Origin of the sequence: Gracilibacillus caseinilyticus (assembly GCF_022919115.1) — a bacterium.
GTDB lineage: Bacteria > Bacillota > Bacilli > Bacillales > Amphibacillaceae > Gracilibacillus > Gracilibacillus caseinilyticus.
The window spans coordinates 3,273,319-3,292,637 of the sequence record NZ_CP095072.1 but is presented as its reverse complement, the minus strand read 5'-3'; the positions used below and the strand labels follow the sequence as shown (position 1 = coordinate 3,292,637).

Genomic DNA, 19,319 nt, shown 5'->3' with positions numbered 1-19,319 from the left:
CTCGGAAGCGTGCAGTCCTCTTGTCTCTATATCAATATTTCCTATACTAGAGGGGAAGATTCAAGAATGTTAAAAGAAACACCCACCCTCTAACTTAAGTATATATAACTACCTATAATACGGATTATGTCAACTAGCACTGTGCTTATTTTGAAATCCTGTTAGTGGTACGATACCGCTCCGGTCAACCACTCGTAATATCAGAACCTATACTTCATTTTGAGCATGATTGCTTCTGGAATTCACCTTTATAAATACTTTCTTCATTCAAAAAAAACTACTAAGTGCAATCACTTAGTAGTTTAAATAGAACTATGCACGGGAAACGTATTTTCCGTCGTTTGTTGAAATGACCAGTACGTCGCCTTGGTTGACGAAGAATGGTACTTGTACAGATAACCCTGTTTCTAGTATTGCAGGCTTTGTTCCACCGCTTGCTGTATCACCTTTAATACCTGGTTCTGTTTCAGTTACTGTTAATTCAACGTTGTTTGGAAGATCTACACCGATCGTCTCCCCTTCATACGTTAAAATATTAACTTCCATGTTCTCTTTAATAAATTGAAGCTCACGTTCTATTTGATTAGCTGGCAGTTCTGTCTGATCAAACGTATTCGTATCCATAAAGGTATGCATATCACCTGAAGCATATAAATATTGCATTTTACGGTTTTCAATATGTGCTTTATTTACTTTTTCACCACCACGGAATGTTTTCTCCTGGATACTTCCATTACGCAAATTACGCAATTTTGAACGAACGAATGCAGCACCCTTACCTGGTTTTACGTGTTGAAACTCCATTACTTGCCAGATTCCACCATCCACTTCGATGGTTAAACCTGTTTTGAAATCATTTACTGAAATCATCTTATTCCTCCTCTGTAATTTACGATACAGGCAACTGAATTAGTTCCTTTGGTGCATTGGTTAATCTCTCATTACCATCTTCCTGAATAAGAATGTCATCTTCGATACGACATCCTCCGACATTTGGAATGTAGATTCCTGGTTCAACAGTTACAATCATACCTGGTTGTAACACCTCATCCGAACGGAAAGACAACCCTGGCATTTCATGAACATCCAAGCCTAAACCGTGGCCAGTAGAGTGTCCAAAATATGTTCCATAGCCTTTATCGCCGATATGGTCTCTAGTTAAGGCGTCTGCTTCTTTTGCAGTAATACCAGCTTTTATTCCAGCTACACCTTTTAACTGAGCATCCAAAACAGTTTGATAGATCGATTGTAACTCTTCTGAAATCTCTCCGACTGCAACCGTTCTTGTAATATCTGAAGCATACCCTTTATATAATGCTCCGAAATCCAATGTCACTAATTCGCCTGCTTTTATTTCCTTTGATGACGCTACACCATGAGGTAATGCAGATCGATAGCCAGAAGCTACAATCATATCAAAACTAGATGAAGTAGCACCTTGTTTTCGCATGAAAAACTCTAATTCATTGGCAATATCGATCTCTTTTACGCCTGGCTTTATGTACTGTAAAATATGATCAAAGGCATCATCTGCAATTTTACATGCATCCTTTATTATATTAATCTCATCTTGATCTTTAATCAAGCGCAATTTCTCAATCAATCCATCTGATGGCACAAGCTTTGTTGCTACTGCTTTTTGATATGTTTCAAATAGAGCATAAGTCAAATCTTTTTTTTCAAAACCAAGATTCTTCAGTTGTAACGAATCCACAAGTGCTGCAACGGTTTCCTGAATTGGTCCTTTATGTTCTTTAATAGTAAATTCTTTAACTTGATCAGCTGCTTGCTCTGTGTATCTAAAATCTGTAATAAAAATAGCCTCATTATCGGTAACTAGTGCAACTCCTGCTGTTCCAGTAAAACCTGTCATATACCTTCTGTTAACTGGACTGGTAATTAATAACCCATCTAACTGTTCATTATTTAAAACTTCTCGTAATTTCTCCAAGCGATTCATGCGCTATTCACCCCTTTTGTTCTTTTTCTTCTAACAGATAGGTTGCTGCTAATTGGTATCCTGTTGTTCCTAATCCAACGATCTGGCCAGCACAGACTGGTGCTAACATAGATATATGTCTAAATGATTCCCTTTTATGTACATTGGAAATATGTACTTCAATAACGGGTACAGTAACAGAACTGATCGCGTCTCTGATAGCGATGCTGGTATGTGTATATGCACCTGGATTAAAAATAATGCCAGCATATTCTCCTTCTGCTGCATGGATCCAATCGATTAATTCTCCTTCATGATTAGATTGTTTCGCATCTAGATGAAAGTGCTTCGTTTCAACGAGTTGTCTTACCTGTTCTTCAACATCCTTCAATGTTTCGTGACCATAAACTTCAGGTTCTCTCTTTCCTAACCGGTTAAGGTTGGGACCATTTAACAATAATATCTTCCCCATCGACTCACCCCATTGAACATGCTTTCTTTACCATAGTAACACAATTGATTAATTATTTTCACCATAATGCTGCTGATAGGCAAAAGAAATCGAATATCCAATAAATACACTATATAAGATAAACAAACACATAGTTGTAACGATTGTATCGCTATCTAGTTCAAAGAAAGCTGGAATATTAGAAAAGAGCGGCTTCATCAGCCAAAAAACAACAAACCACAGAGCTATACCAGTAATGATACCTGGCAGAATCCCATTAAACTTTTTTAACATAAGATAATATAAGCACGCAAATCCAATCGACAACAAACTGATCACTAAAATGGACACTAATTCCCCCGTCCACTGATCAGACCAGGAATTTTGCAGCCATGAACGTAGTATAAAGCTTTTAGGTGTAATGGTTGTAAAGTGAAAGAATCCTGCAAAAGCAGCTACTGTGCTCCAGATTAACCCCCCAAAAAAACCGATGCTAATTGTTTTTGGCAGTAAGGATACTTTCTGTTTTTTGTCATCATCTGTATTTAATCGTCGCATCTTTTTATCACCTCAGCATTAGGCTAACCAATTTCCACTATTTCATGCTTTTGGTAAAAAACGACCTAGTTATTTTACTCTTTTTTTTATACAATAGAACTAACAACTCTTTGTAAACATCAATTTCAAATATTTTGTATAAAAACCAATTCAAAACGGGTATAACTATAGAAAGAACATTTTTTTCGAAAAACTTGAACTAAAGGAGGAATCACAATTGAATCGAAAAATAGGTTCTAGTCTCGTCTATGTCTTAATAGGATTAGCCGTAGTGGGTTTCGCAACAGCATTAATCAATGACACAGTTGGATTACTTTCTTCACTACTAATCTCTTTATTAATAGGTGCAGCTATTTTTGGATTAGTTTATTTCTTCTTAATGAGAAAACGTTCAACGGACGAACTAAAAAAATACCGAAAAGCAGTCAAACAATCCAAGCAAAGATACAAAACACAACAAAGCAACTTCAAAACGAAATCGTCAGCATTAAAACCAAATTTTTCTACCAAAAAAGCCATCCGCCCACTGAAATCATCAAATCGATCTGCAACACATTTACGCGTCATTGAAGGTAATAAACAGAAAAATAAAAAGAACAGAGCGTCGTTATAAACCGCTCTGTTCTTTTTTATTTTGACCATTTTCTCAGAAATTTGTTCGTACGTTGGTAGCCAATTTCAATTAATTTTAGTTTATCGTCACGTGAAAGTTGAAAATCGGTCGCACTGATGTCTTCAATCGGAAAAAAGATAATATCTTTCGCAACATTCTCCGCTATATAACGTGTATCATAAGCATTCCGCATTGTATTCATCATGGCAAACAACATATCGAGCGAATTATTAATTTTATGTTTCGGCTGCTTCTGCCTCGGATCTGATAACTGCATACCAACAATCGGACGTACTCTCGTATGCTTCCCTCTGTCAAATAACCACAAAGGAAAATTACTCAAGATCATCCCGTCTACAATATAGCTTTTACGTTTTGTTTGGGGATTATTTAGCTTAAAGGGGCGAAAAAAATATGGAATGGAAATACTGCTTCGTACTGCTTTAGCAACGGTATAATAAGTGGAATCAATGTGATAATATTTAGCTAGATCATCCGGAAAAATAACAACCTGATTCAAGGTTAAGTCCGCAGATACAATCTTCAGCTTTCCTGTAGGTAAATCGAAAAATGTTTTTACACCTTTTTCTTGAAGCTTTTCTTCAAGCCAATATTGAAAATAGTTTCCTCTATACAAGCCCATTGTCCGGTAAAGCGTTATCCATTTAATAATCGGAAATGCAGCACCGAACTTCGACTGATCAAGAAAATTCTCTAATGGTAAATCCAAGAACAATTCTTGCAGTTCTTCCGCGGAATACCCAGCCGCTATAAAAGTCGCGAACAACGCACCTGCCGATGTACCAGCGACACGTTCAAACTGGATATTATGTTCTTCTAAGGCTTGCAATGCACCGATAAACGCAAAAGCCTTGACACCACCACCAGAGAAAACTCCATCTATTTTCATTCTATCACCCTATCTGAATGGTTTCAGAATATATATATACATCAAAACCAGCAGATAGAACCAAACGGCTATTCTTTATTCATTTGAAAGTTTTTCAGTTGCTCCAGTCTTTCTGGATCTTCTAAAAATTGAACAAGACTCCCGATACGATCTATAGAGTTCCAGCTTAAATGGTGCTCAATACCTTCTACATCTGTATAGATATTTTCTTCATTCACGCCAATGATTTGCAGGAATTTCTCCAATAATTCATGGCGGTAAACCAATCTTTCCCCAACCTTCTTACCTTTTGGTGTTAGTATCAAACCTTGATATTTCTCATAATTTAAATAATCATCTTTATCAAGCTTCTGAACCATCTTCGTAACAGAAGAAGGCTGAACTTGTAAAGCTTCAGCAATCGCAGATACACGAGCATATCCTTTTGTTTCCATTAAAATATATATTTGTTCTATGTAATCTTCCATAGTAGGTGTAGGCATCATAAATCCCCCATCCTTAATTAATAATGTAAATAAAAGCATACAATAGAATGGTACATGAAACAAGCCATCCTGCTTAAAATATCAAATTCAATATTTTTTGCTTTATTTCAGCATATTAAATGGTATAATCCTTTTTAGAGGATTTATTAGAAAGCAATGGGGGATTACAAATGACACAATTATACATCTTACTAGCTATCCTAGCTGCCTTTATTCTGTTTAGCGTGTATCGATACTTTAAACAAAAAAGAATTTTAAAGGCGCTTTCCGAAAATGATTTTCGCGAAGGATACCGTAAAGCACAGCTGATCGATGTTCGTGAACCGAAAGAATTCGATGGTGGTCATATTCTTGGAGCCCGGAACATACCGTTAACCCAGCTGAAACAAAGATTGACAGAACTTCGAAAAGATAAACCAGTTTATCTTTACTGTCAATCCGGATCACGATCGATGCGAGCTGCATTAATCCTGGATAAACAAGGCTACAAAGATTTGTACCAACTGCAAGGTGGCTACAAAAAGTGGACAGGTAAAATTAAGAAAACAAAAAAATAGAATAATCAAGACAAAACGAGTGGAACAACTGCCACTCGTTTTTTTCAGTTGAATAAAAAACATTTGGAAGTGTGAATTGATTTAGTAAAACTGTTATTTGTCTGCTTAGAATATGTATAAACTCCTTAAATTTGATTACAATAACATAACAAATTGTATTCATGATAGGATGGAGTATGCCATATGATCAATATCCCGATTAATAGAGATGAAACATTTATACAAACATTCGAGGATGCTGCAGCAAATCCTTCGCAAATGGCTGATTGGCAGTTATTCAAAAAATCTTATCAAGTAGCTCAAACACTACAAATCCCTAGTTTCAAAGAACTAGTAGCACCTAATTTTCTTCCACATGTTAAATTTTTGCCTCATCAAATGAAAAGTGCAGAAAAAGTTATTCAGGATATGAATGGAAGAGCTCTGTTAGCAGATGAAGTAGGGCTTGGCAAAACAATTGAAGCGGGATTAATTTTAAAAGAGTATATGCTGCGAGGTCTGGCTCAAAAAATACTAATCCTCGTCCCCGCTTCTCTTGTTAACCAATGGGCATTAGAATTAAATCAAAAATTTCTAATACCTGCAATTCCATCAGGTAAACGTGTGGACTGGCAAAATACTAATATTCTGATCACAACTTTAGATACAGCCAAATCTGCTCGTCATCGCCAGGCAATCTTAGAACAAGACTATGATTTTGTTATTGTAGATGAAGCACACAAATTAAAAAACCATAAAACAAAAAATTTTGATTTCGTACAACAATTATCTAAAAAATATTGTCTGTTTTTAACTGCTACACCAGTTCAAAATAAATTAACGGATATATTCAACTTAATAACGTTACTGCGTCCTGGGTACCTTGGAACATATGAAGATTTTCTGCAACGATATCGAGAACAAAATAAAACAATGGATGAAGACCCTTATCTAAAACAACTTATCAGTAAAGTGATGGTACGAAACCGTCGGGGTGATACCGGGATTGAGTGGACAAAGCGTGAAATTGAAACGATTTGGGTTCCTTTTACAGAGCAGGAATTGGATGCATATCAGCAAATCGATCAGTACTTCAAACAAAACCGAGCAATATCATCCATTACCTATGTTCGCGAATTTTGCAGTTCAAGAGAAGCTTGTTATCTTTCTATTAAAAAGTGGATGGAGCAATCAGAACAAACGGATGTTCAAGATATACTATCAGTTATTGAACAACTCCCTCACCATGCAAAAGCATTAAAATTAATAGAATTAATCAAACAATCTAATGAGAAATTTATTGTGTTTACAGAATATCGCGCTACACAAATTTATTTACAATGGCTATTGCAGCAGGAACAAATTCCCTCTGTTATCTATCGGGGCGGCTTTAAGAAAGGGAAAAAAGACTGGATGCGCCAACTATTTCAAAATCATGCACAAGTAATGATTGCGACAGAAGCTGCGGGTGAAGGGATTAACTTGCAATTTTGTCATCATCTTGTCAACTATGATTTACCTTGGAATCCGATGCGCTTAGAACAACGTATCGGTCGAATACACCGCTTCGGTCAGCAAAATGATGTGAAGATTTACAATTTCGCATTAGAGAACACTGTTGAAGAGCATGTCATGAAGTTGTTATATGATAAAATACATCTATTTGAAAACGTAATAGGACACCTGGAACAAATTTTAACAGATTTAAATGTGAATAATTTAGAAAAAGAAGTAGAGCAAATATTTGAACAATCTCATTCTATCGGTGAATCAAGAATTAAATTAAATAATTTAACATCTGTAATCCAATCTTATCAGCAAGACGATCAGTTGAAGGAGAATCAAATATGATTTCCAACCTACATTCATTTTTAACAGAATACTTCGAATTACATGATTGTCAAGTAATACAAGAAAATACTACAGAGATGGAAGTGAAATTAACACGGGAGTTAGATCAAGTATTGATGAACCGGCCTTTTTACTGGCATTATATGGATAAATTAGGCCGTGAAGGAGACCCTATGTCCATTCATCTGGATACAAGTCTAGAAAAGAAGGATAACCAAAAGGAATGGATTCACTATGGCAGTCCACGTCTCCATCAGATTTTTCAGCACATCCAGCAAAATGCGAAATTTACTATATTGTATGAAGAAACGAATGGTCAGACTAAGACATCACTGATGCCATGGCTGATCGTTAATGTGATGATTCATTACTGCGGAAAACAAAAACGAGATGCCATATATTCAGTTGGTGTTCATTTAATAAACGGCGTCATTCAGACAAACATGATGGAACGTTTTGACCAACTTTCTTTCAGCCGGCAAATGACTGATTATAGTTATACGATCTCCCCTATTATTAAACCAGTCAGCGGCTTCAGACGTGCTTATCAGTATGTAGAGAATCATTTATTCATCGAGGATTTCAGTTGGGTTGAAGAAGCGAAAGAAACGTTACAGGAAGAACTTGACTTATTGGAGTACTTCTATCAGCAGAAGGACAATGTAGAATTACTAGAGAAGGAAAGAGAGAGACTTACTGATCGTTTAGAACCTAGAATTAATTTAGAAGTAATTAATGCAGGACTCTTCTACTTAACAGAACAGACAAGTAAACAAGTGATCAATCATTAAGCAAAAAGAGGTTCGCGGTCCCACAGGACGCGAAGTGGTTGGCTGGAGCGATATCCTTGCACTAACAACATTTCAAAATGAGCACTAAGCTAGACATAATCTGTATTTTAAGAAACTTATTACTTTTTTAACTATTCAATGCTTTCGTTGCGTTCTTACAGATTTTTTTGCTGACAATGAAAAGGCTGCTGTCCAATATCATGGACGCAGCCTTCATACAGGATGCCTTAGGAATCTTTGCGTTTTTGGATGAGTAAACGAAATGCGAAAGGTAACACACCAAACCATTTGCTGGAATGAGCAGCTGCAGGCTTGTTGTCCGCCTTCTGTTTCTTTCGTTCATTCTTTGGTGTATCCATATACTTAACGATACGTTGAGTCATATACTTTACATAATCGTTACTGGACAATATTACTCACACCTTTTTAATCATTTACTGTTATTTTTTCCGACCACCTTTTTTTTATGCATGTATATTTGATATTATTTCAGATGCGATCATTTCTTCTGTCTTATTATCTGTTTGGATAACATGACTTGCAACCTCTAAGTATTTTGGTGTACGATCTTCCAGAAGTTTTTGTTTATCACGTGACTGATTATTCCAAATCGGTCGGGAGCTGTCATGCTGTAATCTGCGCTCGATCTCTTCCCAGGATGTTTGAAGAAAAATAATATTGCCTTGATTTATTAACCATTGACGGTTTTCCTCATTCTCAATAATTCCACCGCCTGTTGCAACGATCGTATTTTCAGCAGTTGTGTTATGTAACATGTTCGCTTCGTATTTACGGAATACAGCTTCCCCTTTTTGTTCAAAAATGGTAGGAATGCTCATTTGATAATAATCGACAATCATCTGATCAGTATCTTGAAGTCCCCATCCTAATGCCTTATGCAAACATTCCGCGATACTTGTTTTACCACTCCCCATAAAGCCAACTAAATAAATGCTCTTCATCTTTTACCTTTTCCCCCTTTTTAAAAAAATTGTATTTTTTGCAGGATTTTGCGAATAGATGCCGAATATAAATATTGTACCATGATAAAAATAGGAGGTGAATGATTAGTTGAACAAAGCCTCAGCAATTTCCAACCACATACTTCAAGCAGCAATTGAGGCGCATGCTTCTGATATCCACTTTATTCCTCGTCAACAAGATATTCAGATCTTTTTCCGTTGTAACGGGTCACGTATTTATCACTCCTCCATTACCAAAGAACAGTACGCATTAGTGTTAGCCTACTACAAATTCGCAGGTCAAATGGACATTGGTGAAAATCGTTCTCCACAACAAGGTGCACTGTCATATGCCTTCCGGACAAAGTCATACTCTTTACGTTTTTCTACATTACCCGTTCGACACAATGAAAGTTTTGCGATCCGTATCCTGCCTCAACAAGATATACAGGACCTGCAACGCTTATTTCTCTTCCATCATCAATTTCAAACTGTCGAAACCTGGTTAACCATGAAAACAGGACTCATTCTTCTGACAGGTGCAACAGGCTCCGGTAAATCTACGACACTTTATGCATTACTGCAAGCTTTTGCCAAAAATTCGCACAAACAGATCATTACGCTCGAAGATCCAATCGAAAAACCATTAGACAATATCGTTCAAGTACAAGTAAACGAAAAAGCTGGTATCAATTATGATGCGGGACTGAAAGCAGCTCTGAGACATGACCCTGATATATTAATGATAGGTGAAATCAGAGATGCACAAACAGCTAAATTTGCCTTTCATGCTGCCAACACCGGTCACTTAGTTTTGTCTACGCTTCACGCAAATCATGCGCAAGGTACGATCCACCGGTTATTGGAAATGGGTATCAGCTCAGTAGATATTGAACAAAATCTGCAAGCAGTTGCCTCTATTCAATTAGTTACCTTACACATACGTAAATTCGCACAACAACGAGCAGCTATTTTAGATATTTTAGAAAAACAACATATTATAAAAATCCTGCATGATCAATCGTTTACAAATCCGAGCTGTTTTGAACAATTGAGGAGAAAAGCATATGCATTTGGATATCTTGCTTCCATTTAAGCGACATGAAACACTGTCACTGCAGATCCAATATCAATTACTGCATCGCTTAGAATTGTTGTTTAGACACGGCTACATGCTAAATGATGCCCTTGATGTTCTGCTATGGGAGAAACAAATGGTTCAGCCAGCACGAACTATTAAGCGTCAGCTAGAGCTAGGACAATCTTTTGTTACGGCATTATCCCGTGCTCATTTTCATGATGACATTGTCCGATTTCTTGAAACAGCAATTGAACATGGTAATTTAGCAGACGGATTAACTCAGTGCTGCAATCTTTTACAACAACGGATGAATTTCACTAAAAAACTGCGATCTTTAACCAGATATCCCCTCTTTCTGTTTATTTTCTTTTTTATCCTATTGCACTTGTTAAAAACCTCCATTTTCCCAGCCTTATTACAACTTTTGCAAACTTCCCAAAATGGTGTGTTTCAACAAGCAATAGCAGTCATTAATATCATTTACTATGGAATTATTACTCTTTCAGTGATCCTTTTGCTTCTATTTTTGTTCCGTTTCTCTTTCCAACGTTCCATCACTTTAGAAACAAAAATAGCAGTAATCCAAAAAATCCCTATCTACTTTCGATACAAACGAATGCAGACGACTTACCTGCTAATTACCCACTTATCAAGCTTGTTAAAGAGTGGATTGACAATGAAGGAATGTTTAGAAATAATTAAACACAATCAGAAAGAAGATATCGTTCATTACTATGCTACCCATATAAGTAGTCACTTAGCAAATGGCTATCAATATTCAACCATATTACCTCATTGTAAGTTATTAGAACCACAGTTAGATCGCATCATGACCAAAGAAAGAAATCAAGATCAATTACAAAAAGAATTCTCATTATATGCAGAACACTTAATTGCAGCTATGGAACGATTCATTAAGAGCTGGCTTAGTTTCTTACAACCATTATTATTAAGTATTCTAGCTCTGTTTATCGTTTTCGTCTATCTGTCCCTTATGTTGCCGATGTTTGATTATATTCAAACCATGTAAAAAGGAGAAGATCAAATTGAAAAATCAAAAAGGTTTTACTCTTATTGAAATGCTTATTGTATTGGCGGTCATCAGTATTTTAATGCTGCTCTTTATTCCAAACTTAGCTGATAAAAGCCAAACGATTAATAATAAAGGCTGTGACGCTTTACTGCAAATGACTGAAAACCAACTCGCCAGTTATGAATTAGAAGAAGGCGAAGAACCCGCAACACTCCAAAGTCTGGTCGATAATGATTACCTGGAAACTACAGAATGCGCAAACGGTAAGAAAGAAATTACCAAAAATACAACCGGCGAGTTAACGATCAGTAATAAAAATGATGAAGAAGAATGATCTGGCATTTACATTACCTGAACTTCTCATTGCATTAACGATCACCTCACTACTGCTCCTTATAAGTGGCAGTGCATGGTTAAGATTACATGATACAGTTCAATACAAACAATTTATAAAACAATTTAATCGTGACCTACTTTATTTGCAACAATTAGCATTATCTCGAGAAGAAACTTATTATTTACAAATCGATACATCCCTGCATCGATATACGATTCGAAAAAGGGGATTGGGCACGAAAGTCCTGGAGCGTGTATATAGTAAGGATTGGGAAATTGACACAAACACCCTTATACAACCAATCGAATTCTCCCATAACGGCAATTTAAAAAGACCTGGAACCATGAAAATAAGAACACAGTATCGTTTATATTTGTTTAAATGTCCGTTCGGAAAGGGGCGTTGTTATGTACAAAAAGAATAAGCAAGCAGGTTTCTATATAATAGAAACCTTGCTATCTTTTCTGTTATTCTCCATCGTTTGTGTCACACTTCTCCCAATTCAGTACCAATTACTGCTAGAAAAAAAGCGAATTTATGAGGAAGATAAAGCAATTTATTTTCTTATGAATCAAATGCATGAAGCAATAATGCAACCCGACGTTCCCTCTGATAAAACGTATGACAATGTCATCAGCTCTCCTCTAACTATAAGTTGGAAGCAAACGAATGATTTACTCGAAGGATGTGTATCGTGGGCGAATGTTAAACAACAAAAAACAACCACATGCTTATATGGTAAGCAAAAATGAAAAAGGCTACCTGATATTCGAAGTCATGTTTTCAACTATCTGCTTGAGTATGATGTTAATTTGGCTTGGTCAAATTCTGATCTTATGGCACCAAAATGAAAATGACAGTCTGCCACAGGTTTATCATTTTCATCATCTGATTGAATTGGAAGCTGAGACAGCAGAATCCATATCAGTTCAACACAACCAGCTCTATTTTATTCAAACCACAGGAGAGAGAGTAACGATTTCTTATCACAATTACAAAATCCGCAGACAGGTAGATAGCAAAGGGCAAGAAGAAATAGTACGAGATATTTCAGATTTTGAAATAATCGATCGTAAATTTGATATTGTCATTCGAATTAAAACACAAAGTGGTGAAGCGTTTGAAAAATATTTATTTAAAAAAGGTCTGTAACCAGCAAGGAGTTATGTTTCCTTTAACGTCTATTGTCATTGTCCTTTTATTACTATTTACAACTCATCTCATCATGCTGAACAGGAATTTAGTCGCCCTTCATCAAATTCATGAACAGCAGTTCACGCTTGAAATGCTATATCAAAAAAGCTATCAACAATTACTTCAAGAGACGCAGACACCTCCTATCCATTATTCATTTCCAGATGGTACTGTAATAATTACAGCTGAGAAGATCGAAAATACCACGATCTACAGCTTTGAACTTCAGTCAAAGAATGGCGGCTATCGTCTTATAAAAACAAATTTAGCGGATTAATGCATATTATTGATGGTTTTATGAAAAAATAATGAAGAGTAAGCAATTATTTAGCTCTTTTTACCAGAATAATTTACATTTAGGTAAGAGTCGTTTATAATAGTCATGATACATATTGATTAATAAAGGAGGGGGAACAATGGATCGAGTATTCCGCATGCTAGCCTTCTGGACAGCTATATTTACCGTCATGTTTTATGTTGGAGACATGATGACGATGGCATACTTATTTTTAGCACAAACAATATTCTTTCTAGGTGTTGGATATTTAAAATTATCCGAAAGAATGTATATGTATTTATTTGGAGCTTATTGTACCATTTTCTTTATTGGATTTACATTCTACACCAACTTTATTCTTGTTCCTGGATTTGGACATTAAAATGGAAACGCTCTGATCACAATCGATCAGAGCGTTTTGGCTATCCTTGTACAAATGGATTAGATTCCTTTTCTAGTTTAATCGTCGTCTCTGGTCCGTGTCCAGGATACACAATATAGTCATCAGGCAGACGATAAAACTTCTCTTTAATACTTTGTTCCAGCTGTTCAAAACTGCCGCCCATTAAATCGGTCCTTCCGATACCACCAGCAAACAAGCTATCTCCACCAAAGACAAGACGATTATGGTGAAATATATACGCAACGCCACCTGGTGAATGTCCAGGTGTATGACAAACTTCAATCGAAAAGCTTCCAATTTGCAGTTCCGCATCCCCGTTATTTATCAAATGATCAGCAGCTTTAGCAATAATTTCCCCCATCCCAAACAATGATGAACCGTTCAACTCAGGATCTTCTAACCAATCCTTTTCAGCTGTATGTAAGTAAACGGGCACATGATAATGATCTCTCACGACATCCAATGCCCCAATATGATCAAAATGTGCATGCGTCAGCAAAATTGCTACAGGAGCGACTGCTAATTGCTCAATTTGATTGATGATTTGCTCGGCATCTCCAGATGGATCGATGATCACTACTTCTTTGTCCTGTACAACCAAATAGCAATTAGTAGATAGTGGGCCTAGTGGCATCTGTTCAACATTCATTACGATTACATCCTTTCTCTTACCCATCTTTTAATAGACAAAATCCATTTTATGTTTTAAAATAAGTATGAATTATCTATTAATACATATTATAACGTTAACAGTTGTAGAATGAAAATGATGGACTGGATGTAAGGAGGGGAAAAAATGGAATTAGGATTTATTATTTTAGTAGTTACAATCCTTTGTGCTTTAGCAGTTTTTCGTGAATTGAAAAAGCAAAATATGTTCGGTGTCGCATTTGCGGGTCTTGCCACACTGGTATTTGGATTCTTTTCCATTGCAACATTATATTGGGAATTGATTCATCCATTATTTCAAAATTAAAACGCATTCTTAAGCAATTTACTTTCTTATGAATGCACCTACATAAAAGAACAAGTTCGACAATAGTCTAGCTTGTTCTTTTTTATTAAAAAATCACTTCATATCATTCGGGCTGAGCATCAGCAACATATTACTTGCCAAATCCGCCAACCCCTTACTAACTTTAGTGTATATAAAGAATGCTACGTATAATATGGATTATGTCAACTAACTGCTTAGCGGTAATTTTGAAATGATTCATGTGCTGTGAAGCTAGGAGCAGCAGGGAAGCATTGCAAGTAGTAGCCTAGCTGAATTCGCGCCCCACACCCACAGGACGCGGAGCGAATTTCAGGAGCTTTACTAACCACTGTACACATATCAAAATTACCACAGTGTTATTCAGTACCATTTTACATAATCCATTTTATAAGAATTCTTTTCAAGCTTGAGCGCGATGCACTACTGAAATTCTCCCTAATGACTGTGATTATGTGCTTTCTTTGCATACAAAAAAGGTTCTGCGTCAAATGTTGGGGTAGGAATCTTTGCTCCTATCCCTTAACCAACTTGAAAATCTAGGTTTTTAAATTGATGATGCAGTAATACACGTAACCTTAATCGATCGTATCGTTTAAAGCCAAATGCATTACGTTTAATAACCTTTGTTTGGTTATTTAGGCCCTCCACAAATCCAGTGTTGTAGTCAAAGGCAAAAACTATTTAAAACTTCTGCTTGCCAGTTCTTGAGTGTACCAGCGGCTTTGATGAACTCATCTAGTCCTGCTTTTTCTACCTGTTTGTAATAGTTATACAGTCCTTGTTTTACTTCACCTAAATCTTTTGTTCCAACCTTTTTCGCTCCTTCAAACCAGGAGCGGAATGCTTCCTTTAAACCATAGGCCTGTCGTAAATCCTCCGACAAGCCTAAATATCTGTCTAAATACCAGTGTTGCTTACTACTCAGTTCTTCATATCGTTTATAAAAAATGTGTTTCATACGCTTGCACTTTTTGCGGTCGTAATCATGGAATTCTTTTTGAACACGTCTTCTCACTCGTTCTAAAGCCCAATAAATATACCGACAAAAGTGGAAGCGATCTGCAATGATGATGGGGTTCCCCAAAGCCTTTTGAACTGCTGACTTAAAGCTATAGCTCATATCCATGACAACCATCTTTACTTGAGATCCTTTTTTGGCTAAGTACTTTTTAATCGTACGTACAGAGCGATTCGGTAATATATCAAGCGGGACACCTGTTTCTCCATTTGCGATGATTACTTGGTATTTACCTTCTGTTGTATCCCCTTTATATTCATCGATAGCTATTACTGGTGGTAACGTGTCCACTTCTTTTAAACTAGTAGCTGCTAGTTGATCAAATCGACGAATAGCTGTTGTTTGAGAAGTTCTGAACTGACCAGCAGTATCTTTAAAGTTTTTCCCCTGGATAACACGAAGCCCTAGGGCTTGATTCCATTCCTTTGAATGTCTTTGATATCGCCCTACAACTTGGTTTTTCTCAGGAAACCTCTTTCCACAAGTACAAACGTATCTTCGCTTCCTATAAAACAGATAAGATGTTCGTTCAAAGAGCTTTAAGTGTTGTACCTTTTGTATTCTATAGTCATGGACGTGGCTTGTTCTTTCCCCACAAGCAGGACAACGGTGTTTCTTAACAGGCAACTTTATATGTAAGTAAAAGTCCCCCTCCAACTCCTCCATCTTAGTAACAATAACACTTTCTAATCCTGGTAAATTCATGTTAAACTGCATGTACACGCATCTCCTATCCCTTTGGTTTGTTTCTAGTCCATTCAAGTGTAAAGGATATAGGAGCTTGCGTGTTTTATTATGCTTAATTTTTTCAAACCCCAACATATATAATAGAGCCACAAAAAAGGATGAACGCTATGTTCATCCTTTTTTTATTGTTTATTCTTCATCACCAAAGTCATAAAAGCGGAATAGATCCCCAAACACAATTTGGTCTGAATAATTAAGTTCCTTATTTACTTGTTCCATATATGGTCCACACGCACTGGCTTCTTCGTCGTCACTGGATTCGATGTTACCTTCTATTAATTCACCAGTATCCTTGTTATAGCATTGATCTTTGGTATAGACATAATCATCCGTAATAAAGCTACCATCACGTAATGCTACGTAATCTTTACGATCGTCGCTGAATAAATCAGTACCGAATGACAGGTCATTACTATCATCAATTCCTAATAGGTTAAGAATAGTTGGTTTTACATCGATTTGACCAGCAACCTTCGAAAATGTTTTGCCTTCTTCACCTGGAATATGGACAATAAACGGTACTCGTTGTAACTGTACGTGCTGAAAATCTGTATATTCCTTATCTAGATATTGACTCATTGCTTTCTTATGAAAATCACTAATACCATAGTGATCCCCCATTAAAATGATGATTGAATCTTCATATACACCTGTTTCCTTCAGATGATTGAAAAATTCTTCTACTGCTTCATCCATATAACGAACTGTCTGGAAGTAATGATTCAACGTATTTGAGTTAGAATCATATGGATCGATAGTAGCATCCTCTTCGCTTAGTTCAAATGGATAGTGGTTTGTTAACGTAATAAATTTAGCATAGAAAGGTTGTTCCTTTTGGTTCAGTTGTTGTAAATATTTCATCGACTGTTTAAAGAAAGGTTTGTCTTTTAGGCCCCAGCCCACTGAATTTTCTTCTGTTACTTCAAAAGCTGTTTCAGAATAAAAATGATCGTATCCAAGGTTGTCATACATTACATCTCGGTTCCAAAAGCTTTTATTATTCGAATGAAATACTGTTGAATAGTATCCATTGTTACCAATAATTTCTGGTAAAGAATGAAAATCATTAGATGAATGTGTGAAATAAACTGCCCCTCTTGGTGATGGGTAAAGTGAATTTTCAACAATAAACTCTGAATCAGACGTTTTCCCTTGCTCTGTCTGATGGTAGAAGTTTTCAAAATAATAACTGTCTCCAATTAAATCATTTAAGAAAGGTGTTACTTCTTCGCCATTCATCTTGTTGTTAATCACGAAACTTTGCAAGGATTCCAAAGAGACAAAAATAACGTTCTTACCTTTTGCAATACCTTCCATTTCTTCACTACCTGAAGTAGTTGTTTCTTCTTTCATATAATCAGAGATTTCCGTTAACTCATTTCCATCTGCAAAAACACGCTGTGCTTTGGACTTTGAATGCAAGATTGCATCATAAATATGGTAGTTAAAAATACCAATGTTCTTCACTAAATATTCTCGGTCAAACGTACGTTGAAACAGCTGAGGACGCTCAATTTCAGCTAAAGTAAAATTACCCGCCATCATTAGTAAAGACAAAACAATCGCTAGTCGCTTATACCGTTTAGAGAATGATGATGTTAATGTTGTACCATATTTTCTCGCTAATATCCATACGATAGCGACATCCAGGAATAAGGCAATGTCCCATCCTTCGATTAAACCTAATACACTGCTTCCTAAGTCAGCAGCATTGCTTCCCTGAAATAATAATGGAATTGTTATAAAATCTGAGAAGTTCCGGAAAAATACAATATTGAAAAACAGAATCAATGACCCTAGTAACATAGCATACTTAATGTATTTTAATTGTCTTCTCTCATTGAAAAATATACTAAGAACAAAAATAAAAAACGCCGTAACAAACGGGTTGATTATTAAAATGAATTCCTGCATTGTGTTCTCAAGTGTTATATCGAATATAAATCGATAAATGATATACGTTTTTAGACCAAATAATAAGGCTGCGATTATATATAATGGCATGTGCAGCTTTTTCATATTCATTTCTATATCCTCCTCAAAATGATTACCCTGAATCTCTATCTCTATTTTTCTATATCTATTTATTATAGACGAAAGATATCACATAAAAGTTTCATAAATCTTAAAAAAAGTTACAATTAATTTACGAATTTCACGTCAGATGCATTTTTTTAATTGTTTTGTAACACAAGGTATGCACCACCGTACACGCCTGCATTATTTCCTAGTTCTGCAATTCCGAATGTGCAAGCCTCATTTGCTCTAGCAAGTGCATATTTCTCAAATGCAGCTTTTACAGGTTTCAACAAAGCATCTCCTGCTTTTGATACACCACCACCAATTAATATTTTAGCAGGATTCACAGTTGCAGCTACATTCGCTAGTGAAAAACCAAGTACATCGAAGACATACTGCAGTAATGCCTGACAATCTGGATCCCCTTCACTAGCACATTCGAATATTTCTTTCGTTGTGATACTGGACAATCTAGCCTTTCGTTGTTGCAGCTTGACAGCTTTCCCTTCATCCATCAGCTCTTCTGCTTGTCTTACGATTCCTGTAGCAGATGTTACAGTTTCGAGACAGCCATTACGGCCGCAATTACACGGTGCTCCGTCAGGTTCTACGATCATATGGCCAATCTCTGCACCTGTACCATTTGCTCCACTTAGAATGTGACCATTTGCAATTATGCCCCCGCCGACACCAGTACCTAGTGTAACAGCCAGCATGTTGTCAACTTGATCACCAGAACCTTGCCAATTTTCACCCAATGCAGCAATATTTGCATCATTATCTACTAAAACAGGTAATCCGGACAGATCTTCCAGTAAGTCTTTCAGGCGAAAATCCTTCCAACCGATGTTTACTGCTATTGCAACTATACCCGTTTCTGGTTCAATGAAACCTGGAGCACCTACTCCTATACCTAAAATTTGTTGTTTAGTAATGTCTAACTCTTTAAGTTTTAAATCAATGGAAGCCCAAATTTCAGTTGGAATACTGATTCCTGCGTTTTGCAGGTTTGTAGGAATTTCCCAACTTGAAACCATTTCCCCATTACTCGTAATGATTGCATGCTTTACAGTTGTTCCACCAATATCAATTCCAATCATCAAATCTTTCTCCATTG

Annotated in this window: 24 protein-coding genes and 1 pseudogene; 13 read left to right on the top strand and 12 right to left on the bottom strand. The window is 36.4% G+C overall.

Translation table 11 applies throughout. The features are described from left to right. Window positions 1-312: 312 nt before the first annotated feature. Genes efp through MUN88_RS15580 form a run of 4 tightly spaced genes read right to left on the bottom strand, consistent with a single transcriptional unit; the run spans window position 313 to window position 2,948 of the window. The gene (efp, locus tag MUN88_RS15595) at window positions 313-870 is read right to left on the bottom strand and encodes an elongation factor P (RefSeq protein WP_244716641.1); all 558 of its coding nucleotides are present in this window, start codon (window positions 868-870) and stop codon (window positions 313-315) included. Between the two features lie 19 nt (window positions 871-889). Further along, window positions 890-1,960 (bottom strand): M24 family metallopeptidase, encoded by a 1,071-nt coding sequence (locus MUN88_RS15590; RefSeq protein ID WP_244716639.1) that lies wholly within the window; start codon window positions 1,958-1,960, stop codon window positions 890-892. 7 nt (window positions 1,961-1,967) lie between these two features. Continuing rightward, a complete protein-coding gene (aroQ, locus tag MUN88_RS15585; protein WP_244716637.1) occupies window positions 1,968-2,411 on the bottom strand; it encodes a type II 3-dehydroquinate dehydratase in 444 nt (147 codons plus the stop codon). A 48-nt stretch (window positions 2,412-2,459) separates the two neighbouring features. Beyond that, window positions 2,460-2,948 carry a YqhR family membrane protein gene (locus MUN88_RS15580; protein WP_244716635.1) on the bottom strand — a complete coding sequence of 163 codons (489 nt, stop codon included), beginning with the start codon at window positions 2,946-2,948 and terminating at the stop codon, window positions 2,460-2,462. Window positions 2,949-3,165: 217 nt separating this feature from the next. On the opposite strand from MUN88_RS15580, the gene MUN88_RS15575 reads away from it, so the two are divergent. Beyond that, window positions 3,166-3,561 carry an SA1362 family protein gene (locus MUN88_RS15575; RefSeq protein WP_244716633.1) on the top strand — a complete coding sequence of 132 codons (396 nt, stop codon included), beginning with the start codon at window positions 3,166-3,168 and terminating at the stop codon, window positions 3,559-3,561. 16 nt (window positions 3,562-3,577) lie between these two features. Here the strand turns inward: MUN88_RS15575 and MUN88_RS15570 are convergent, their stop codons facing one another. Together MUN88_RS15570 and mntR are read right to left on the bottom strand one after the other, a co-directional pair. Next, entirely contained in the window at window positions 3,578-4,471 is an 894-nt protein-coding gene (locus tag MUN88_RS15570) for a patatin-like phospholipase family protein (RefSeq protein WP_244716631.1), read from the bottom strand. 68 nt (window positions 4,472-4,539) lie between these two features. Then, the gene (gene mntR, locus MUN88_RS15565) at window positions 4,540-4,953 is read right to left on the bottom strand and encodes a transcriptional regulator MntR (protein ID WP_244724566.1); all 414 of its coding nucleotides are present in this window, start codon (window positions 4,951-4,953) and stop codon (window positions 4,540-4,542) included. Between the two features lie 173 nt (window positions 4,954-5,126). Here mntR and MUN88_RS15560 point away from each other — a divergent pair, with 173 nt between their 5' ends. From MUN88_RS15560 to MUN88_RS15550, 3 genes are all read left to right on the top strand, one after another. After that, window positions 5,127-5,513, top strand: coding sequence for a rhodanese-like domain-containing protein (locus MUN88_RS15560; RefSeq protein ID WP_244716629.1), 387 nt, complete (start codon window positions 5,127-5,129; stop codon window positions 5,511-5,513). 183 nt (window positions 5,514-5,696) lie between these two features. Continuing rightward, a complete protein-coding gene (locus MUN88_RS15555) occupies window positions 5,697-7,343 on the top strand; it encodes a DEAD/DEAH box helicase (protein WP_244716627.1) in 1,647 nt (548 codons plus the stop codon). Continuing rightward, a complete protein-coding gene (locus tag MUN88_RS15550; RefSeq protein WP_244716625.1) occupies window positions 7,340-8,134 on the top strand; it encodes a YqhG family protein in 795 nt (264 codons plus the stop codon). Before MUN88_RS15555 ends, MUN88_RS15550 begins: the two co-directional genes overlap by 4 nt. 227 nt (window positions 8,135-8,361) lie before the next feature. Here the strand turns inward: MUN88_RS15550 and MUN88_RS15545 are convergent, their stop codons facing one another. Both MUN88_RS15545 and MUN88_RS15540 read right to left on the bottom strand, forming a co-directional pair. Beyond that, the gene (locus MUN88_RS15545; RefSeq protein ID WP_244716623.1) at window positions 8,362-8,544 is read right to left on the bottom strand and encodes a YqzE family protein; all 183 of its coding nucleotides are present in this window, start codon (window positions 8,542-8,544) and stop codon (window positions 8,362-8,364) included. 54 nt (window positions 8,545-8,598) lie between these two features. Then, window positions 8,599-9,096 (bottom strand): shikimate kinase, encoded by a 498-nt coding sequence (locus MUN88_RS15540; protein WP_244716621.1) that lies wholly within the window; start codon window positions 9,094-9,096, stop codon window positions 8,599-8,601. A 109-nt stretch (window positions 9,097-9,205) separates the two neighbouring features. Here MUN88_RS15540 and comGA point away from each other — a divergent pair, with 109 nt between their 5' ends. The 8 genes from comGA (at window position 9,206) to MUN88_RS15500 (ending at window position 13,400) form a co-directional block, all read left to right on the top strand. After that, window positions 9,206-10,192 carry a competence type IV pilus ATPase ComGA gene (gene comGA / locus MUN88_RS15535; protein WP_244716619.1) on the top strand — a complete coding sequence of 329 codons (987 nt, stop codon included), beginning with the start codon at window positions 9,206-9,208 and terminating at the stop codon, window positions 10,190-10,192. Next, on the top strand, window positions 10,164-11,207 hold the full coding sequence (locus MUN88_RS15530) for a type II secretion system F family protein (RefSeq protein ID WP_244716617.1): 1,044 nt from the start codon (window positions 10,164-10,166) through the stop codon (window positions 11,205-11,207). Before comGA ends, MUN88_RS15530 begins: the two co-directional genes overlap by 29 nt. A gap of 16 nt (window positions 11,208-11,223) precedes the next feature. Further along, complete coding sequence (gene comGC / locus MUN88_RS15525; RefSeq protein WP_244716615.1) at window positions 11,224-11,544, top strand: competence type IV pilus major pilin ComGC; 321 nt, start codon at window positions 11,224-11,226, stop codon at window positions 11,542-11,544. Next, window positions 11,528-11,971: a competence type IV pilus minor pilin ComGD gene (comGD, locus tag MUN88_RS15520; protein WP_244716613.1), complete on the top strand. Its 444-nt coding sequence runs from the start codon at window positions 11,528-11,530 to the stop codon at window positions 11,969-11,971. The genes comGC and comGD overlap by 17 nt, the downstream gene beginning before the upstream one ends. Then, window positions 11,955-12,299, top strand: a complete 345-nt coding sequence (locus MUN88_RS15515; RefSeq protein WP_244716611.1) for a type IV pilus modification PilV family protein — start codon at window positions 11,955-11,957, stop codon at window positions 12,297-12,299. The genes comGD and MUN88_RS15515 overlap by 17 nt, the downstream gene beginning before the upstream one ends. Further along, window positions 12,250-12,699, top strand: a complete 450-nt coding sequence (locus MUN88_RS15510) for a ComGF family competence protein (RefSeq protein WP_244716609.1) — start codon at window positions 12,250-12,252, stop codon at window positions 12,697-12,699. The genes MUN88_RS15515 and MUN88_RS15510 overlap by 50 nt, the downstream gene beginning before the upstream one ends. Further along, window positions 12,668-13,018 (top strand): hypothetical protein, encoded by a 351-nt coding sequence (locus MUN88_RS15505; protein ID WP_244724707.1) that lies wholly within the window; start codon window positions 12,668-12,670, stop codon window positions 13,016-13,018. Before MUN88_RS15510 ends, MUN88_RS15505 begins: the two co-directional genes overlap by 32 nt. 139 nt (window positions 13,019-13,157) lie before the next feature. Then, the gene (locus MUN88_RS15500; protein WP_244716607.1) at window positions 13,158-13,400 is read left to right on the top strand and encodes a DUF2626 domain-containing protein; all 243 of its coding nucleotides are present in this window, start codon (window positions 13,158-13,160) and stop codon (window positions 13,398-13,400) included. Between the two features lie 40 nt (window positions 13,401-13,440). Here the strand turns inward: MUN88_RS15500 and MUN88_RS15495 are convergent, their stop codons facing one another. Continuing rightward, window positions 13,441-14,070, bottom strand: a complete 630-nt coding sequence (locus MUN88_RS15495) for an MBL fold metallo-hydrolase (protein ID WP_244716605.1) — start codon at window positions 14,068-14,070, stop codon at window positions 13,441-13,443. A gap of 147 nt (window positions 14,071-14,217) precedes the next feature. On the opposite strand from MUN88_RS15495, the gene MUN88_RS15490 reads away from it, so the two are divergent. Continuing rightward, window positions 14,218-14,397 carry a DUF2759 domain-containing protein gene (locus tag MUN88_RS15490; RefSeq protein WP_244716603.1) on the top strand — a complete coding sequence of 60 codons (180 nt, stop codon included), beginning with the start codon at window positions 14,218-14,220 and terminating at the stop codon, window positions 14,395-14,397. Window positions 14,398-14,937: 540 nt separating this feature from the next. Here MUN88_RS15490 and MUN88_RS15485 read toward each other — a convergent pair. The 3 genes and pseudogenes from MUN88_RS15485 to MUN88_RS15475 form a co-directional block, all read right to left on the bottom strand. Next, window positions 14,938-16,159, bottom strand: a pseudogene (locus MUN88_RS15485) (ISL3 family transposase). Window positions 16,160-16,312: 153 nt separating this feature from the next. Further along, window positions 16,313-18,208, bottom strand: coding sequence for an LTA synthase family protein (locus MUN88_RS15480; protein ID WP_244716601.1), 1,896 nt, complete (start codon window positions 18,206-18,208; stop codon window positions 16,313-16,315). A 149-nt stretch (window positions 18,209-18,357) separates the two neighbouring features. Further along, window positions 18,358-19,317, bottom strand: coding sequence for an ROK family glucokinase (locus tag MUN88_RS15475; RefSeq protein WP_244716599.1), 960 nt, complete (start codon window positions 19,315-19,317; stop codon window positions 18,358-18,360). Window positions 19,318-19,319: the final 2 nt, after the last annotated feature.